The sequence below is a fragment of the Erwinia sorbitola genome (genome assembly GCF_009738185.1).
In the GTDB taxonomy this organism is placed as follows: domain Bacteria; phylum Pseudomonadota; class Gammaproteobacteria; order Enterobacterales; family Enterobacteriaceae; genus Erwinia; species Erwinia sorbitola.
Genome location: NZ_CP046509.1, coordinates 3704538 through 3718607 on the forward strand (window position 1 = coordinate 3704538; position 14070 = coordinate 3718607).

A 14070-nucleotide genomic window follows, 5' to 3' on the forward strand; every position below is an offset into this window, starting at 1 on the left:
ATACAAGCACCTGTAAGAGACGCCATCATTTATTAGCACTTATTGAATAAGAAAATAGCCATTTTATTGTTTTTGTGATCAAGGATGGCGGGGGAGATCCCCGCCATTAAGAATTATACGGCGGGGGCCGGATGTTTTTTCATCCAGTGGTCGGCAATTTGCTGACGGGTGCAGATCCAGACGGCTTCATGCTGCTGGATATAGTCGAGGAAACGTTGTAATGCACGAAAACGGCCCGGACGGCCAAGCAGGCGACAATGCATACCAATCGACAGCATTTTAGGGGCGCTTTCACCCTCTTCGTACAGAACATCAAAGCTGTCTTTCAGATAGGTATAAAACTGTTCAGCGGTGTTAAACCCTTGCGGAGTGGCGAAACGCATATCGTTAGTTTCAAGCGTATAAGGGATGATCAGATGCGGCTTTACGGTACCGTCCTGACAGGTGACCTGCGTCCAGAACGGCAGGTCGTCGCCATAATAGTCGCTGTCGTAGGTCAGGCCGCCCTGCTCAACCACCAGCCGACGGGTATTAGGGCTGTCGCGCCCGGTGTACCAGCCGGTTGGCGTCTTGCCGAACAGATCGGTCAGAGTATCCAACGCCTGTTGCATATGCTGACGTTCAGTTTTCGCATCCATACCCTGATAATGGATCCAGCGCCAGCCGTGGCTGACAACATCATAATCTGCGGCTTTGATCGCCTCGACAATCTCAGGGTGTCGCGCCAGCGCCATTGCCACACCAAATACCGTCAGCGGCAGGCCGCGTTTTTGAAATTCGTTGTGAATACGCCAGAAACCGGCGCGCGAGCCGTATTCATACAGTGAGTCCATCGACATATGCCGCTCGGGGTAGCTGGCAGCACCAATGATATCGGAGAGAAACTGCTCGGAGCCTGCATCACCATGAAGCACATTATTTTCGGCACCCTCTTCATAGTTGAGGACAAACTGCACCGCAATTTTCGCCTTTCCAGGCCAGGCCGCGTGAGGAGGATGGCCTGCGTAGCCGCGCAAATCACGCGGATAGTTTTTGTTGAAGCTGTACTCTTTTTTTTCCGGAGTGTTACTCATCGTCTCAGTCCTTAACGTGGCAAAAAGAAATGGGACCCGACTTTCAGTTTAGGCGCTCAAACTGACCCGACAGTTTTTTTCGTATCGGATAGTCAAGATCACCATGCTTGCTGGTACTCAGACCTAATGCCAGCAGCGACTCCACCATTTTGACAGCTGCCGTCACACCATCAATGACCGGCACGCCCAGTTCACGCGTCAGCTCCTGCGCCAGGTCGGCCATACCGCCACAGCCAAGCACAATTGCTCCGCATCCGTCCTCACGTATGGATTGTATACAACGCTGACGCACTTTCTCCTGCGCCTTACCGCTGCCATCTTCCAGCGCCAGCACCGGCAGATCGATGGCATGTAGCGCAGCACAATGATGTTCAAATCCATACTGTTGAAGCAGATGGCGGGCAATAATCAACGTGCGCGGCAGGGTGGTAACAATGGAGAAACGCGTGGCGACCAGGGTGGCCATATGCATCGCCGCTTCCGCAATACCCACCACCGGCCCCTGTGCCAGTTCGCGCGCAGCCAGCAGGCCCGGATCGCCGAAACAGGCGATAACATGACCGCTGACGCCCTGTTCACGCCCTGCTTTAATCTGCTCCAGTACCCCAATAGCTGCAATAGCCTCGTCAAAGTGACCTTCGATTGAAGGTACGCCCTGAGCCGGACATACAGCAATGATCTCAGTATTTTCTGCTGCTACCGCCCGTGCCGCAGCGCCTATTGTTTCCGTCATCGCCAGGCTGGTATTGGGGTTAATGACCTGAATAATCTGTTTGCTACTCATCATCACACTCCTTTTGATGCAAACAGCCGGGAAAAGTCCGGCAGTGTTTCACCGCTGCGTTCAAAGCGCAGACTGGCAACAATATGATCGAAATGGTGCTGAAGTGCGCCAGTCAGTTTGGTTATAGATTTTTCCCGCAGCAGCACAATCAGGCGATCATGATCGTCACAACGGCACCCCTGCTGCCACGGCGCACCGTAGGCCGCCACCACCAGCGAAGATCGCTGCGTCAGACGGGTGACGATCTCAGTCAGCACCTGGTTATCAGAAATAGCCTGTAGCTGAATATGAAAAGCTGCTGACAAACGAATAGCCGCTGCGCCGTCATGATTCTCATGGGCCTGCTGCTCCTGAAGATTGAGTTTTTCCAGCGCGGCGAGATGAGGTGCCTGACAGTGCTTCAGTACCTCAGGCAGATTGGCGCATTCAATCAGGCTACGGCTGCGGAAGATATCCTGCGCTTCTTCCACCGTTGGCGTGGCAACCTGTGCACCACGCTTGGGCGTTAAGGTGATCATCTGCACTGCTGCGAGGCGCTGAAGTACTTTACGGATGCCGGTGCGGCTAACGCCAAATACTTCCGAGAGGGCCTCCTCCGGCAATTTACTGCCCGGTGGTAACTGATGTTCCACGATGGCCGTCATCAGCGCCTGATAGATAGGCTCATCCTTGTCACTCAGGTCGGAGGCCGTTTTCAGCCCGGTTTCACTCTTCATTCCCTACTCCGGTAAACATCATTTCCGTCAATAATCGTACACAGGAATACTTGTTTTTGTATACATGAAATTACATTCTGGCCTGGATCCTGCAATGTCTCTTCCAACCCGGTTTATTGATAACTGTATTCAGAGGAGCAGGTTTCATGCCAAACAGTCAAGGTTCTTCCCCGGCAGCGGCATCTCACGCCGCAGCAAATTACAGCCCACGGCTGTGCAATGAGGATCTGGCACCGACCCGTGACCAGAACTGGAGCTGGTACAATATATTTTCTTTCTGGATGTCAGATGTACACAGTATGGGCGGCTATGTCGTGGCGGCCAGCTTCTTTACGCTGGGCCTTGCCAGCTGGCAGGTGCTGCTGTGTCTGCTGGTCGGTATCTGTATTGTGCAGGTGTGTGCCAACCTGGTAGCAAAACCAAGTCAGATGGCAGGCGTACCTTATGCGGTCATCTGTCGCCAGGCGTTCGGCGTGTTCGGAGCCAATATTCCGGCAGTAATCCGTGGATTAATCGCCTTTGCCTGGTATGGTATTCAGACCTACCTGGCGGCGAATGCGCTGATGCTGGTGTCGCTGAAGTTCTGGCCTGGGCTATCGTCGCTGACGCACGTTTCCTGGCTGGGTCTGTCTCAGCTAGGCTGGATCTGCTTTGGTATTATGTGGTTGTTACAGGCAATGGTGTTCTGGCACGGCATGAACGCGATCAAACGTTTTATTGATATCGCCGGCCCGGCGGTATACGTGGTGATGGTGGCACTGGCGGGATGGATTGTATACAAAACAGGGTTTGACGGTATCTCCTTCACGCTGGCGAGCAAAGCACTGTCCGGCGGCGAGCAGGCGTGGCAAATGCTGACTGCAACCGCACTGGTGGTGTCGTATTTCTCTGGCCCGCTGTTGAATTTTGGTGATTTCTCCCGCTACGGGAAAAGTATGAGTGAAATCCGGCGCGGCAACCGCTGGGGGCTGCCTTTCAACTTCCTGCTGTTTTCCATCGTCACCGTGGTGATCGTGTCTGGTACTCAGTCGCTGTTTGGTCGCATGATTACCGATCCGATTGAGACAGTGAGTATGGTCGGGAACGATCTGGCTGTGGCTATCGGTCTGCTGACGATGATTACAGCGACCATCGGCATTAATATCGTGGCGAACTTTGTCTCCCCGGCGTTCGATTTTTCCAACTGTTCACCACAAAAAATCAGCTTCCGTACAGGTGGCATGATCGCCGCGGTCGGTTCGGTACTGCTGACACCATGGAATCTGTTCCAGTCTCCTGAGTTGATCCACTATACGCTGGATGTACTGGGTGCCTTTATCGGCCCACTGTTCGGTATTTTGCTTGCCGACTTCTATCTGATAAAGCGCAGCCAGATCTCCGTTGACGATCTGTTTGATGCCACGCCTAAAGGGAAATACTGGTATCGCGGTGGCTTTAACCCGAAAGCGATAGTGGCGTTGCTGCCGTCGGTAGCTATTGGTCTGGTGATCAGCTTTATTCCGTCGCTACATGCCGTAGCAAACTTTAGCTGGTTTATTGGAGTTGCTCTTGGGGCAGGAAGTTATCGCTGGATTGCCCGTGGTGACATCGCTGATGCAGCAGTAAAAGGTTACGTTGCAAAGGTGGCAATGCAGAAAGAGTAATTGTTACAGAGAGGAGCATAAGGAACTGGCCCCTCTGCTCCAGAGTTCGCCAATAACGAAAAAGGCCGATTCTTTCGAATCGGCCTTTCTCTAAATGCTTGGCGGAACGGACGGGGCTCGAACCCGCGACCCCCTGCGTGACAGGCAGGTATTCTAACCAACTGAACTACCGCTCCACCGATGTTCCCCGTCGGGAACGAGCCGCATATTACGGGGGAGCCTGCCCTTCGTCAACGCTTTTTACAGCGAATTATTTTAACTGCTCTCTTTTTCACCGTAAGGACGTTTTTACCCGCATTTTAATCACTTATGACCCGCTGACTTCTTCCGGACGCCACAAACAGCTACCGCCTTTTTTCTGCACCAAATCAAGACGTGACTCATGCGCGGCAAGCTCCTGCTCACTGGCACGCACTACACGCAGGCCGGATGGTGGCCTGGCAATGCGGTGAATAGTTTCGCCATCGTCCTGCTCTTCACGATCTCCTTCCATTGAGAAGGTCAGCGAGGTTTGCCCGCCCGTCATGGTCAGGAAGACTTCAGCCAGAATTTCGGAGTCAAGCAGTGCGCCGTGCAGCGTACGCTTGCTGTTATCTATCTCATAGCGCGAACAGAGCGCATCAAGACTGTTACGTTTGCCGGGAAACAGCTTACGCGCCATCGCCAGGCTGTCAGTGATTTGACAGAAGGTTTCTGTTTTCGCTATCCCACGCTGTAATTTGGCAAACTCATAGTCCATAAAGCCGATATCAAACGAGGCATTATGGATTACCAGCTCCGCACCACGAATATAATCGAGGAAGTCATCAGCAACCTGGGCAAAAGTCGGTTTATCCAGCAGGAATTCGTCGGCAATACCGTGTACGCCAAACGCCTCAGGATCCACCAGACGATCTGGCTTGAGATAGACATGGAAATTATTGCCCGTCAGGCGGCGGTTGATCACCTCCACGGCACCAATTTCAATAATACGATGCCCCTCATAGTGGACACCGATCATGTTCATACCGGTGGTTTCGGTATCGAGAACGATCTGACGTGTGGTATTTACTGTGCTCATAGGACCCGTTTATGGCAGACTTGGCGTTTTTTCTACAGGGAGTCTACCAGAGATGCTTAAGCAGGTAGAAATTTTCACCGACGGATCGTGCCTTGGTAACCCTGGCCCCGGGGGATACGGTGCGATTATGCGCTATGGCAAACACGAGAAAACCTTTAGTGCTGGCTTCCATCTGACCACTAATAACCGCATGGAGATGATGGCGGCGATTGTGGCGCTGGAAGCGCTGACGCAGCCCTGCTCCGTGGTGCTGAGTACCGATAGCCAGTATGTGCGTCAGGGGATCACTACGTGGATACATAACTGGAAAAAACGTGGCTGGAAAACCGCTGATAAGAAACCGGTTAAGAACGTAGATCTTTGGAAGCGTCTGGATGCCGCTCTCAGCCATCATGAAATTACCTGGAAGTGGGTTAAAGGTCATGCTGGTCACGTTGAGAATGAACGATGTGATGAGCTGGCGCGCGCGGCGGCCGGTAACCCAACCGCCGACGATGTCGGTTATCTGTCTGAATCCTGACCTATCCGACCAGGGCTGACCTCTAATAGTAGTCAGCCCTAACTAATCAGTCTTTAACTTTTGCGCTCTTCCCGATACTGGCTGGTTGCCCCCACTGCATGCAGCTGCCGTTGACTGGCACTCTTCTTTGCCGGGTTTCTGGTGAGAGGGAAAGTACGTTTACGAGCCACTATTAAACTCAGGCAGCCAAGCGCAGGTAAATGCGTACTAATTATTTTACCCCCCTGACGATTCCACGGCAGTACCTGAAAACGCGTGCGCTCCATTACTTCATAATTAAGCAGGCTCAACCAGTCCAGCAGCCGCATTTGGGTAAACATCCGGCTATTCCAGGGAACTTTACGACGTACGCCTGGAATCAGCTTTCCGATCCCCAGAACACTAAACAGATTAAATCCAGTGATAATCATCCAGCCATCATCGATCAGCACCCGATCGACCTCACGCAGTACACGATGAGGATCGCTGCTCCACGCCAGAGTATGTGCCAGCAAGCAGGCATCCACCGACTTCGACTCAAACGGTAAACTGAGGGGATCGGCTTTGACATGATGGGATGCGCTGCCAAAACCGACACTCACCTGATGTGAGATAGCGCAGCTTGCCGTATCTATTTCCGCACTCAGGTTGCCAATTTTTAGCAAATGAAAGCCGTAAAGCTTACCGAGACTGGGCCGCAGATGATGTGACAGAGCATCACGATAAAATTCACCGCAGGGTATTTGCGACCATGACTCTGGCACGTGACGGATTTGGCGTGTTTTAGCTGGCTTCATGCTTTACCATCTTCTTTCCCTTGAGCATCCAGGAGCGATAAAAATGAATCTTACCAGTATTCCAGCATTGCAGGATAACTACATCTGGACGTTGAATGATGTTGAAGGCCGCTGCCTGATTGTTGACCCCGGCGAAGCAGCCCCTGTGTTGCGCGTAATAGAAGAAAATAAGTGGCAACCGGTGGCGATTTTGCTCACCCATCACCATCATGATCATGTTGGTGGTGTCGCCGAATTGCTCTCTCACTACCCCAATTTAGAGGTGTATGGGCCGGAAGAAACACGCGCTAAAGGTGCAAAGATTATCGTCTCTGAGGGCGATAACGTGCAGATTTTAGGTCGGGATTTTACGATTTATGCTACACCCGGTCACACTTTAGGACATATCTCATATTTCAGCTTCCCTTACCTTTTCTGCGGAGACACGCTTTTTTCCGGCGGCTGCGGCAGGCTCTTCGAGGGCACAGCAAAGCAAATGTTTGATTCATTTCAGAAGCTTAACGCATTGTCTGAAGAAACTCTGGTTTGTTGCGCGCATGAATATACGTTATCAAATTTAACCTTTGCACGGGCTATTTACCCTCAAGATGCGGAAATAGAGCGCTATTACCGAGAAATTAAGGAGTTACGCGCTAAAAACGGCATAAGTTTGCCTACAAAACTGGCACTGGAGCGGAAAATTAATGTTTTTTTGCTCACGCAACGCCATGATTTACAACAACAAATTGGATTAGAAACAACTCCGCAACATGAATGGCAGGTATTTGCGGCTCTACGCGAGAAGAAAGACGCTTTTTGATATTTTTGGTTGTGTTGTCTGGATCGACCACGTATCATTGCTCGTCTTTTAAGCGAACTATTGACATACACATGAAGGCTAAAGCGATATTACTCGCCTCAGTCTTGCTGGTCGGATGCCAGGCGTCAAGGCACGATGCTAACATCCCCGAACAGCATGCACAGAGTTTGTCTTCGGCAGGTCAAGGTGAAAATGGACAGTACTCAGATGAAATGTTGTCGCCGCGCTGGCAGGACGATGGAACGTCACTTGCGCAAGACAGAGATCTGTGGAATTTCATTGGCGACGAGCTGAAGATGAAGGTTCCGGATAATTACCGGATACGCGAACAAAAACAGAAGTACCTGAGTAACAAGAGCTATCTCCACGATGTAACATTACGGGCAGAGCCGTATATGTACTGGATTGTCGAGCAGATTAAGCAACGTAAAATGCCGATGGAACTGGTACTACTACCCATAGTGGAGAGCGCTTTTAATCCCCACGCTACATCATCTGCGAATGCCGCTGGCATCTGGCAGATTGTGCCGCAGACTGGGCGAAATTATGGTCTTAAACAGACCCAGTGGTATGACGGAAGACGCGATATTGTCGCATCGACCAAAGTTGCTCTGGATATGATGCAGCGCCTTAACGGCATGTTTGACGGTGACTGGTTACTGACCATTGCCGCCTATAACAGCGGTGAAGGTCGCGTACTCAAAGCGATAAAAGCCAATAAGGCTAAAGGTCGGCCAACTGATTTCTGGTCACTTGCGCTGCCAAGAGAAACAACGGTCTATGTGCCAAAAATGCTGGCTTTAGGGCAGATCCTTAAAGACAGTAAGCGCTATGGCGTACGTCTGCCAGCACCAAACGAAGCACGTGCTCTGGCGCGAGTTGAAGTTGGTCAGCAGATTGAGCTGACACAGGCAGCCGAAATGGCTGGCATGTCTCTAAGCAAATTGAAGAGCTTTAATACCGGCTACAAACGCGGTACGACGGCACCTAATGGGCCTCACTACATTATGGTTCCGAAGTCCAATGTCGCCAAGCTGCGTAACTCACTGGCAAGCGGTGATATCTCAGCGGTACAGCCAACTTCTCTTGCGAAGAACAGTGTTTCTCCGGCATCTTACAAGGTGCGCAGCGGTGATACTCTGTCAGGCATAGCTAAACGTCTCGGGGTTCCTGTCAGAGATCTGCAACGTGCAAATAATCTGCGCGGTGCCAGCATCAAACCCGGTCAGACACTTAGCCTGGGCAACAGCAGTACGCGACTGGCAGATAACGGCGACAGCATCACCTATAAGGTACGTAAGGGTGATTCTCTGGCCAGTATCGCAAAACGTCACGGCGTAAACATCAAGGATGTTGTGCGCTGGAATAGCGTCGCCAGTAATACTAAAAACATTCAGCCCGGTGATAAACTGACGCTGTTTGTGGATAATAACGCGACGCCTGACAGTTAATCGTCAGTCACTGCCGGATGAAAAATCCAGACAAAAAAGCCCGTCATTGACGGGCTTTTTTTATGGCCGGATGGCCTCGATAAAAATGATATCTGTGCTGAAACTGCCGTCTGGCTGTAGCGCATAGTAACGCTGCACTTCGTCAGGGGCTGAACGCTGATAAGCGCGTATCGCCTTCACCAATACATCGGGAGTGCGCATCCGCTTTACCCAACTGCTAAATTCAAGATCAAGACGATCTTGTGACACAGACTGGATCACCAGCCCGCTCTCTGTCATTAATGTCAGCCACTCGCCAGGAGCGTAGTCCTGCACGTGGGAAGTATCACGCAGAGCTTCCACCGTCTGTAACCAGATATCCAGCACCGGGTGACCAGGTGCACTCACATCCATAAATATCGCTTTTCCACCTGGTTTTAAAACGCGACGGACTTCTCGCAGTGCACTGCCAACATCGTGCCAGTGATGCGCTGAATAGCGACTGATAACGATATCAAACTCGCTTTCGGCAAAGGGCAGGCTCTCCACATATCCCTGCTGAGTAGTAAGGTGGTGATAGCCCCGCTCTAATGCCGTTGACCGCACAACCTCCAACATCTTTTCTGACAAATCGTATGCCACGACTTTTTTTACGTGCTGTGCAGCAATAAAACTCGCATGTCCTGCCCCGCATCCCAGATCGAGAACCGTCGCATCTGATCCACCAAACAGGCGCTCTGCCAGTCGAACGAGGTCACGACCGCTGGCATGAACAGTACTGTTCAGATAGGCCCCGGCTTGCTCGCCAAACTGTTTATCTACGTTATCATGGTGCTTTGACGCCATTGGTAGCAATATCCTTGTTAAACAGAATCCGATGGATGTGCCTCAAATTCTACCAGCAGCGGGTTATGATCGGATGCGCTGGTCACCAGCACAGAGGCTTCCGCAACGTTTAATCCACGATAGAAAACAAAATCCAACGGGCGGCCAAAGGCTTTGCGCCGATGGTCATCGGTGAAACGCACCTCGCGCAAACCCATTTCCCGGGAAAAACGATATAGCGCATTGATTCGCTGCCGGCTCCAGGCATTGAAGTCACCGGCCATAATAACTGGCCCCTGATGATGAATAATTTGTTCGCCGATAGGCCCCAGTTGCTTACTGTAGACATCAATACCCAGGCTGAAATTAACCGCGTGAATATTCACAACCATCAGCATCTGATTACCCGGTAAAGGGTACGCGGTGACCAGCGCTGATTTAGCCAACCTGAGAAGCGGCTCACGCTCACGCAATGGACAACAATAGACTGGATGAGCTGAGGCGAGTGTCATCACACCCGAAGGGTGCTGGGGTAGCATGAAAGCGGGAACCTGATCGGCTGCAAGATAATTAGTGGTAGCGAAACGCACCAGCTCGGGTGTGGTTTGTGCCTCCTGGAGCAATACCAGATGAGCATCCTTACCAAAGGTTTGCAAAACCGAAAGCCAGTCAGCACGCTGTTGCTTGAAAATATTCCATACCAGTACTTTGATACGAGCTTCAGGGGTGAGTGGCGCGCCTGGCGGCAATGCCTGTCCGACATGCAGCATCGCCACGGGAGGGAAAATACGCTCCGCTGGCTGACCTGCTACGTATCTCATGGCATAAGTCTTTTTCTGCACGTTACCGCCTGCACTTTTTACAACTGAATGGATTTACCATCTACCAGTTATAGGGACTTTGCCGCTTACTTTCAATCGGAGAGCGCCAATTCGCGCAGGATTGTACGTAAGGAAATGAAAATAGAAAAACTGAATACAAAAAAGCCCTGACTCTTATGAGTCAGGGCTTCCTGTTTAAGTGGCGGAACGGACGGGGCTCGAACCCGCGACCCCCTGCGTGACAGGCAGGTATTCTAACCAACTGAACTACCGCTCCACCGATTCTGTACTGACTTCAGACTGCGTCTGACTTCAGGTGTTTCGCCCTTACCTTGTCAGGGGTAAGGTCACGACCCGCTTACGGGTCTTAATTTGATGCCTGGCAGTTCCCTACTCTCGCATGGGGAGACCCCACACTACCATCGGCGCTACGGCGTTTCACTTCTGAGTTCGGCATGGGGTCAGGTGGGACCACCGCGCTAAAGCCGCCAGGCAAATTCTTTGTGCTCTGTCCTGTGTCTTTTGTGCTCTGACTGCGTTGCCTGCGCTCGTAAGCTCAGTCACATACTCATGTATGCTCCTTCCCTCACTTCACTGGCCGCCTTGTCACAGCGCAAAATACTTCGGACTTAATTCCGGTACAGGCTGAAAATCGTCTTTCGCGTCTCTCATAACGCTCACCAGAACGCTTCTGGCGTTGTAAGGTTAAGCCTCACGGGTCATTAGTACCGGTTAGCTCAACGCATCGCTGCGCTTACACACCCGGCCTATCAACGTCGTAGTCTTCAACGTCCCTTCAGGACTCTCAAGGAGTCAGGGAGAATTCATCTCGAGGCAAGTTTCGCGCTTAGATGCTTTCAGCGCTTATCTTTTCCGCACTTAGCTACCGGGCAATGCCATTGGCATGACAACCCGAACACCAGTGGTGCGTTCACTCCGGTCCTCTCGTACTAGGAGCAACCCCTCTCAATTCTCCAGCGCCCACGGCAGATAGGGACCGAACTGTCTCACGACGTTCTAAACCCAGCTCGCGTACCACTTTAAACGGCGAACAGCCGTACCCTTGGGACCTACTTCAGCCCCAGGATGTGATGAGCCGACATCGAGGTGCCAAACACCGCCGTCGATATGAACTCTTGGGCGGTATCAGCCTGTTATCCCCGGAGTACCTTTTATCCGTTGAGCGATGGCCCTTCCATTCAGAACCACCGGATCACTATGACCTGCTTTCGCACCTGCTCGAGCCGTCACTCTCGCAGTCAAGCCAGCTTATGCCATTGCACTAACCTCACGATGTCCGACCGTGATTAGCTGACCTTCGTGCTCCTCCGTTACTCTTTAGGAGGAGACCGCCCCAGTCAAACTACCCACCAGACACTGTCCCCACGCCGGATCACGGCGCCAGGTTAGAACATCAAACGTTAAAGGGTGGTATTTCAAGGTTGGCTCCACGCAGACTGGCGTCCACGCTTCAAAGCCTCCCACCTATCCTACACATCAAGGCTCAATGTTCAGTGTCAAGCTGTAGTAAAGGTTCACGGGGTCTTTCCGTCTTGCCGCGGGTACACTGCATCTTCACAGCGAGTTCAATTTCACTGAGTCTCGGGTGGAGACAGCCTGGCCATCATTACGCCATTCGTGCAGGTCGGAACTTACCCGACAAGGAATTTCGCTACCTTAGGACCGTTATAGTTACGGCCGCCGTTTACCGGGGCTTCGATCAAGAGCTTCTCCTTGCGGATAACCCCATCAATTAACCTTCCGGCACCGGGCAGGCGTCACACCGTATACGTCCACTTTCGTGTTTGCACAGTGCTGTGTTTTTAATAAACAGTTGCAGCCAGCTGGTATCTTCGACTGGCTTCAGCTCCGGGAGCAAGTCCCTTCACCTACGCGCCAGCGTGCCTTCTCCCGAAGTTACGGCACCATTTTGCCTAGTTCCTTCACCCGAGTTCTCTCAAGCGCCTTGGTATTCTCTACCTGACCACCTGTGTCGGTTTGGGGTACGATTGATGTTACCTGATGCTTAGAGGCTTTTCCTGGAAGCAGGGCATTTGTTACTTCAGCACCGTAGTGCCTCGTCATCACACCTCAGCCTTAAAGAGTTCCGGATTTGCCTGGAACTCAAGCCTACATGCTTAAACCGGGACAACCGTCGCCCGGCTAACATAGCCTTCTCCGTCCCCCCTTCGCAGTAACACCCAGTACGGGAATATTAACCCGTTTCCCATCGACTACGCCTTTCGGCCTCGCCTTAGGGGTCGACTCACCCTGCCCCGATTAACGTTGGACAGGAACCCTTGGTCTTCCGGCGAGCGGGCTTTTCACCCGCTTTATCGTTACTTATGTCAGCATTCGCACTTCTGATACCTCCAGCAGCCCTCACAGGCCACCTTCGACGGCTTACAGAACGCTCCCCTACCCAACAATACTTGCGTATCGCTGCCGCAGCTTCGGTGCATGGTTTAGCCCCGTTACATCTTCCGCGCAGGCCGACTCGACCAGTGAGCTATTACGCTTTCTTTAAATGATGGCTGCTTCTAAGCCAACATCCTGGCTGTCTGTGCCTTCCCACATCGTTTCCCACTTAACCATGACTTTGGGACCTTAGCTGGCGGTCTGGGTTGTTTCCCTCTTCACGACGGACGTTAGCACCCGCCGTGTGTCTCCCGTGATAACATTCTCCGGTATTCGCAGTTTGCATCGGGTTGGTAAGCCGGGATGGCCCCCTAGCCGAAACAGTGCTCTACCCCCGGAGATGAGTTCACGAGGCGCTACCTAAATAGCTTTCGGGGAGAACCAGCTATCTCCCGGTTTGATTGGCCTTTCACCCCCAGCCACAAGTCATCCGCTAATTTTTCAACATTAGTCGGTTCGGTCCTCCAGTTAGTGTTACCCAACCTTCAACCTGCCCATGGCTAGATCACCGGGTTTCGGGTCTATACCCTGCAACTTAACGCCCAGTTAAGACTCGGTTTCCCTGCGGCTCCCCTATACGGTTAACCTTGCTACAGAATATAAGTCGCTGACCCATTATACAAAAGGTACGCAGTCACACCACGAAGGTGCTCCCACTGCTTGTACGTACACGGTTTCAGGTTCTTTTTCACTCCCCTCGCCGGGGTTCTTTTCGCCTTTCCCTCACGGTACTGGTTCACTATCGGTCAGTCAGGAGTATTTAGCCTTGGAGGATGGTCCCCCCATATTCAGACAGGATGTCACGTGTCCCGCCCTACTCATCGAACTCACAGCAAGTGCATTTTTGTGTACGGGAGTATCACCCTGTACCCTGCGACTTTCCAGACGCTTCCACTAATGCACAAACTGATTCAGGTTCTGGGCTGTTCCCCGTTCGCTCGCCGCTACTGGGGGAATCTCGGTTGATTTCTTTTCCTCGGGGTACTTAGATGTTTCAGTTCCCCCGGTTCGCCTCATGCCACTATGTATTCATGACATGATAGTGTGCCGGAGCACACTGGGTTTCCCCATTCGGGTATCGTCGGCTGTTGCGGTTCATATCACCTTACCGACGCTTATCGCAGATTAGCACGCCCTTCATCGCCTCTGACTGCCTAGGCATCCACCGTGTACGCTTAGTCGCTTAACCTCACAACCCACAAGCG

At 52.1% G+C, this 14070-nt stretch carries 11 protein-coding genes, 2 tRNA genes and 2 rRNA genes; 4 read left to right on the forward strand and 11 right to left on the reverse strand.

Annotated features, from left to right (window positions below; all coding sequences use genetic code 11):
* Nucleotides 1-113 precede the first annotated feature (113 nt).
* From puuE to GN242_RS16890, 3 genes are read right to left on the reverse strand one after another with little or no spacing between them, the layout of a single operon-like run.
* Nucleotides 114-1073 (reverse strand): allantoinase PuuE, encoded by a 960-nt coding sequence (puuE, locus tag GN242_RS16880; protein WP_154752498.1) that lies wholly within the window; start codon nt 1071-1073, stop codon nt 114-116.
* Nucleotides 1074-1116: 43 nt separating this feature from the next.
* Nucleotides 1117-1857 (reverse strand): allantoin racemase, encoded by a 741-nt coding sequence (hpxA, locus tag GN242_RS16885; protein WP_154752568.1) that lies wholly within the window; start codon nt 1855-1857, stop codon nt 1117-1119.
* 2 nt (nt 1858-1859) lie between these two features.
* The gene (locus GN242_RS16890; RefSeq protein ID WP_156287877.1) at nt 1860-2573 is read right to left on the reverse strand and encodes a GntR family transcriptional regulator; all 714 of its coding nucleotides are present in this window, start codon (nt 2571-2573) and stop codon (nt 1860-1862) included.
* A 146-nt stretch (nt 2574-2719) separates the two neighbouring features.
* Between GN242_RS16890 and GN242_RS16895 the strand changes: the two genes are divergently transcribed.
* Nucleotides 2720-4216: an NCS1 family nucleobase:cation symporter-1 gene (locus tag GN242_RS16895; RefSeq protein ID WP_154752500.1), complete on the forward strand. Its 1497-nt coding sequence runs from the start codon at nt 2720-2722 to the stop codon at nt 4214-4216.
* Between the two features lie 99 nt (nt 4217-4315).
* Here GN242_RS16895 and GN242_RS16900 read toward each other — a convergent pair.
* Both GN242_RS16900 and dnaQ read right to left on the reverse strand, forming a co-directional pair.
* Nucleotides 4316-4392: transfer RNA gene (locus GN242_RS16900), tRNA-Asp, on the reverse strand.
* A gap of 131 nt (nt 4393-4523) precedes the next feature.
* Entirely contained in the window at nt 4524-5276 is a 753-nt protein-coding gene (gene dnaQ / locus GN242_RS16905; protein ID WP_154752501.1) for a DNA polymerase III subunit epsilon, read from the reverse strand.
* A gap of 52 nt (nt 5277-5328) precedes the next feature.
* Between dnaQ and rnhA the strand changes: the two genes are divergently transcribed.
* Complete coding sequence (gene rnhA, locus GN242_RS16910; protein WP_154752502.1) at nt 5329-5796, forward strand: ribonuclease HI; 468 nt, start codon at nt 5329-5331, stop codon at nt 5794-5796.
* A gap of 53 nt (nt 5797-5849) precedes the next feature.
* Here the strand turns inward: rnhA and GN242_RS16915 are convergent, their stop codons facing one another.
* The gene (locus GN242_RS16915; protein WP_156287878.1) at nt 5850-6572 is read right to left on the reverse strand and encodes a class I SAM-dependent methyltransferase; all 723 of its coding nucleotides are present in this window, start codon (nt 6570-6572) and stop codon (nt 5850-5852) included.
* A 43-nt stretch (nt 6573-6615) separates the two neighbouring features.
* Here GN242_RS16915 and gloB point away from each other — a divergent pair, with 43 nt between their 5' ends.
* Both gloB and mltD read left to right on the forward strand, forming a co-directional pair.
* Nucleotides 6616-7371, forward strand: a complete 756-nt coding sequence (gene gloB, locus GN242_RS16920; RefSeq protein ID WP_156287879.1) for a hydroxyacylglutathione hydrolase — start codon at nt 6616-6618, stop codon at nt 7369-7371.
* 71 nt (nt 7372-7442) lie between these two features.
* Nucleotides 7443-8822, forward strand: coding sequence for a murein transglycosylase D (mltD, locus tag GN242_RS16925; RefSeq protein WP_154752505.1), 1380 nt, complete (start codon nt 7443-7445; stop codon nt 8820-8822).
* A gap of 60 nt (nt 8823-8882) precedes the next feature.
* Here the strand turns inward: mltD and GN242_RS16930 are convergent, their stop codons facing one another.
* The 5 genes from GN242_RS16930 to GN242_RS16950 all read right to left on the reverse strand — a co-directional run bounded on the left by GN242_RS16930 (nt 8883) and on the right by GN242_RS16950 (nt 14054).
* Nucleotides 8883-9647, reverse strand: a complete 765-nt coding sequence (locus GN242_RS16930; RefSeq protein WP_156287880.1) for a class I SAM-dependent methyltransferase — start codon at nt 9645-9647, stop codon at nt 8883-8885.
* A gap of 17 nt (nt 9648-9664) precedes the next feature.
* Nucleotides 9665-10468, reverse strand: coding sequence for an endonuclease/exonuclease/phosphatase family protein (locus GN242_RS16935; protein ID WP_156287881.1), 804 nt, complete (start codon nt 10466-10468; stop codon nt 9665-9667).
* A gap of 179 nt (nt 10469-10647) precedes the next feature.
* Nucleotides 10648-10724 (reverse strand) — tRNA-Asp (locus tag GN242_RS16940).
* 100 nt (nt 10725-10824) lie between these two features.
* Nucleotides 10825-10940 (reverse strand): 5S ribosomal RNA (rrf, locus tag GN242_RS16945).
* A gap of 208 nt (nt 10941-11148) precedes the next feature.
* Nucleotides 11149-14054 (reverse strand): 23S ribosomal RNA (locus GN242_RS16950).
* Nucleotides 14055-14070 lie beyond the last annotated feature (16 nt).

Excerpts from the sequence above, each read along its gene's own strand:
- gloB (WP_156287879.1), top strand. The coding sequence starts at position 6,616 with ATGAATCTTACCAGTATTCCAGCATTGCAGGATAACTACATCTGGACG.
- rnhA (WP_154752502.1), top strand. The coding sequence starts at position 5,329 with ATGCTTAAGCAGGTAGAAATTTTCACCGACGGATCGTGCCTTGGTAAC.
- dnaQ (WP_154752501.1), bottom strand. The coding sequence starts at position 5,276 with ATGAGCACAGTAAATACCACACGTCAGATCGTTCTCGATACCGAAACC.
- GN242_RS16895 (WP_154752500.1), top strand. The coding sequence starts at position 2,720 with ATGCCAAACAGTCAAGGTTCTTCCCCGGCAGCGGCATCTCACGCCGCA.
- GN242_RS16890 (WP_156287877.1), bottom strand. The coding sequence starts at position 2,573 with ATGAAGAGTGAAACCGGGCTGAAAACGGCCTCCGACCTGAGTGACAAG.
- puuE (WP_154752498.1), bottom strand. The coding sequence starts at position 1,073 with ATGAGTAACACTCCGGAAAAAAAAGAGTACAGCTTCAACAAAAACTAT.
- GN242_RS16915 (WP_156287878.1), bottom strand. The coding sequence starts at position 6,572 with ATGAAGCCAGCTAAAACACGCCAAATCCGTCACGTGCCAGAGTCATGG.
- GN242_RS16930 (WP_156287880.1), bottom strand. The coding sequence starts at position 9,647 with ATGGCGTCAAAGCACCATGATAACGTAGATAAACAGTTTGGCGAGCAA.
- mltD (WP_154752505.1), top strand. The coding sequence starts at position 7,443 with ATGAAGGCTAAAGCGATATTACTCGCCTCAGTCTTGCTGGTCGGATGC.
- hpxA (WP_154752568.1), bottom strand. The coding sequence starts at position 1,857 with ATGAGTAGCAAACAGATTATTCAGGTCATTAACCCCAATACCAGCCTG.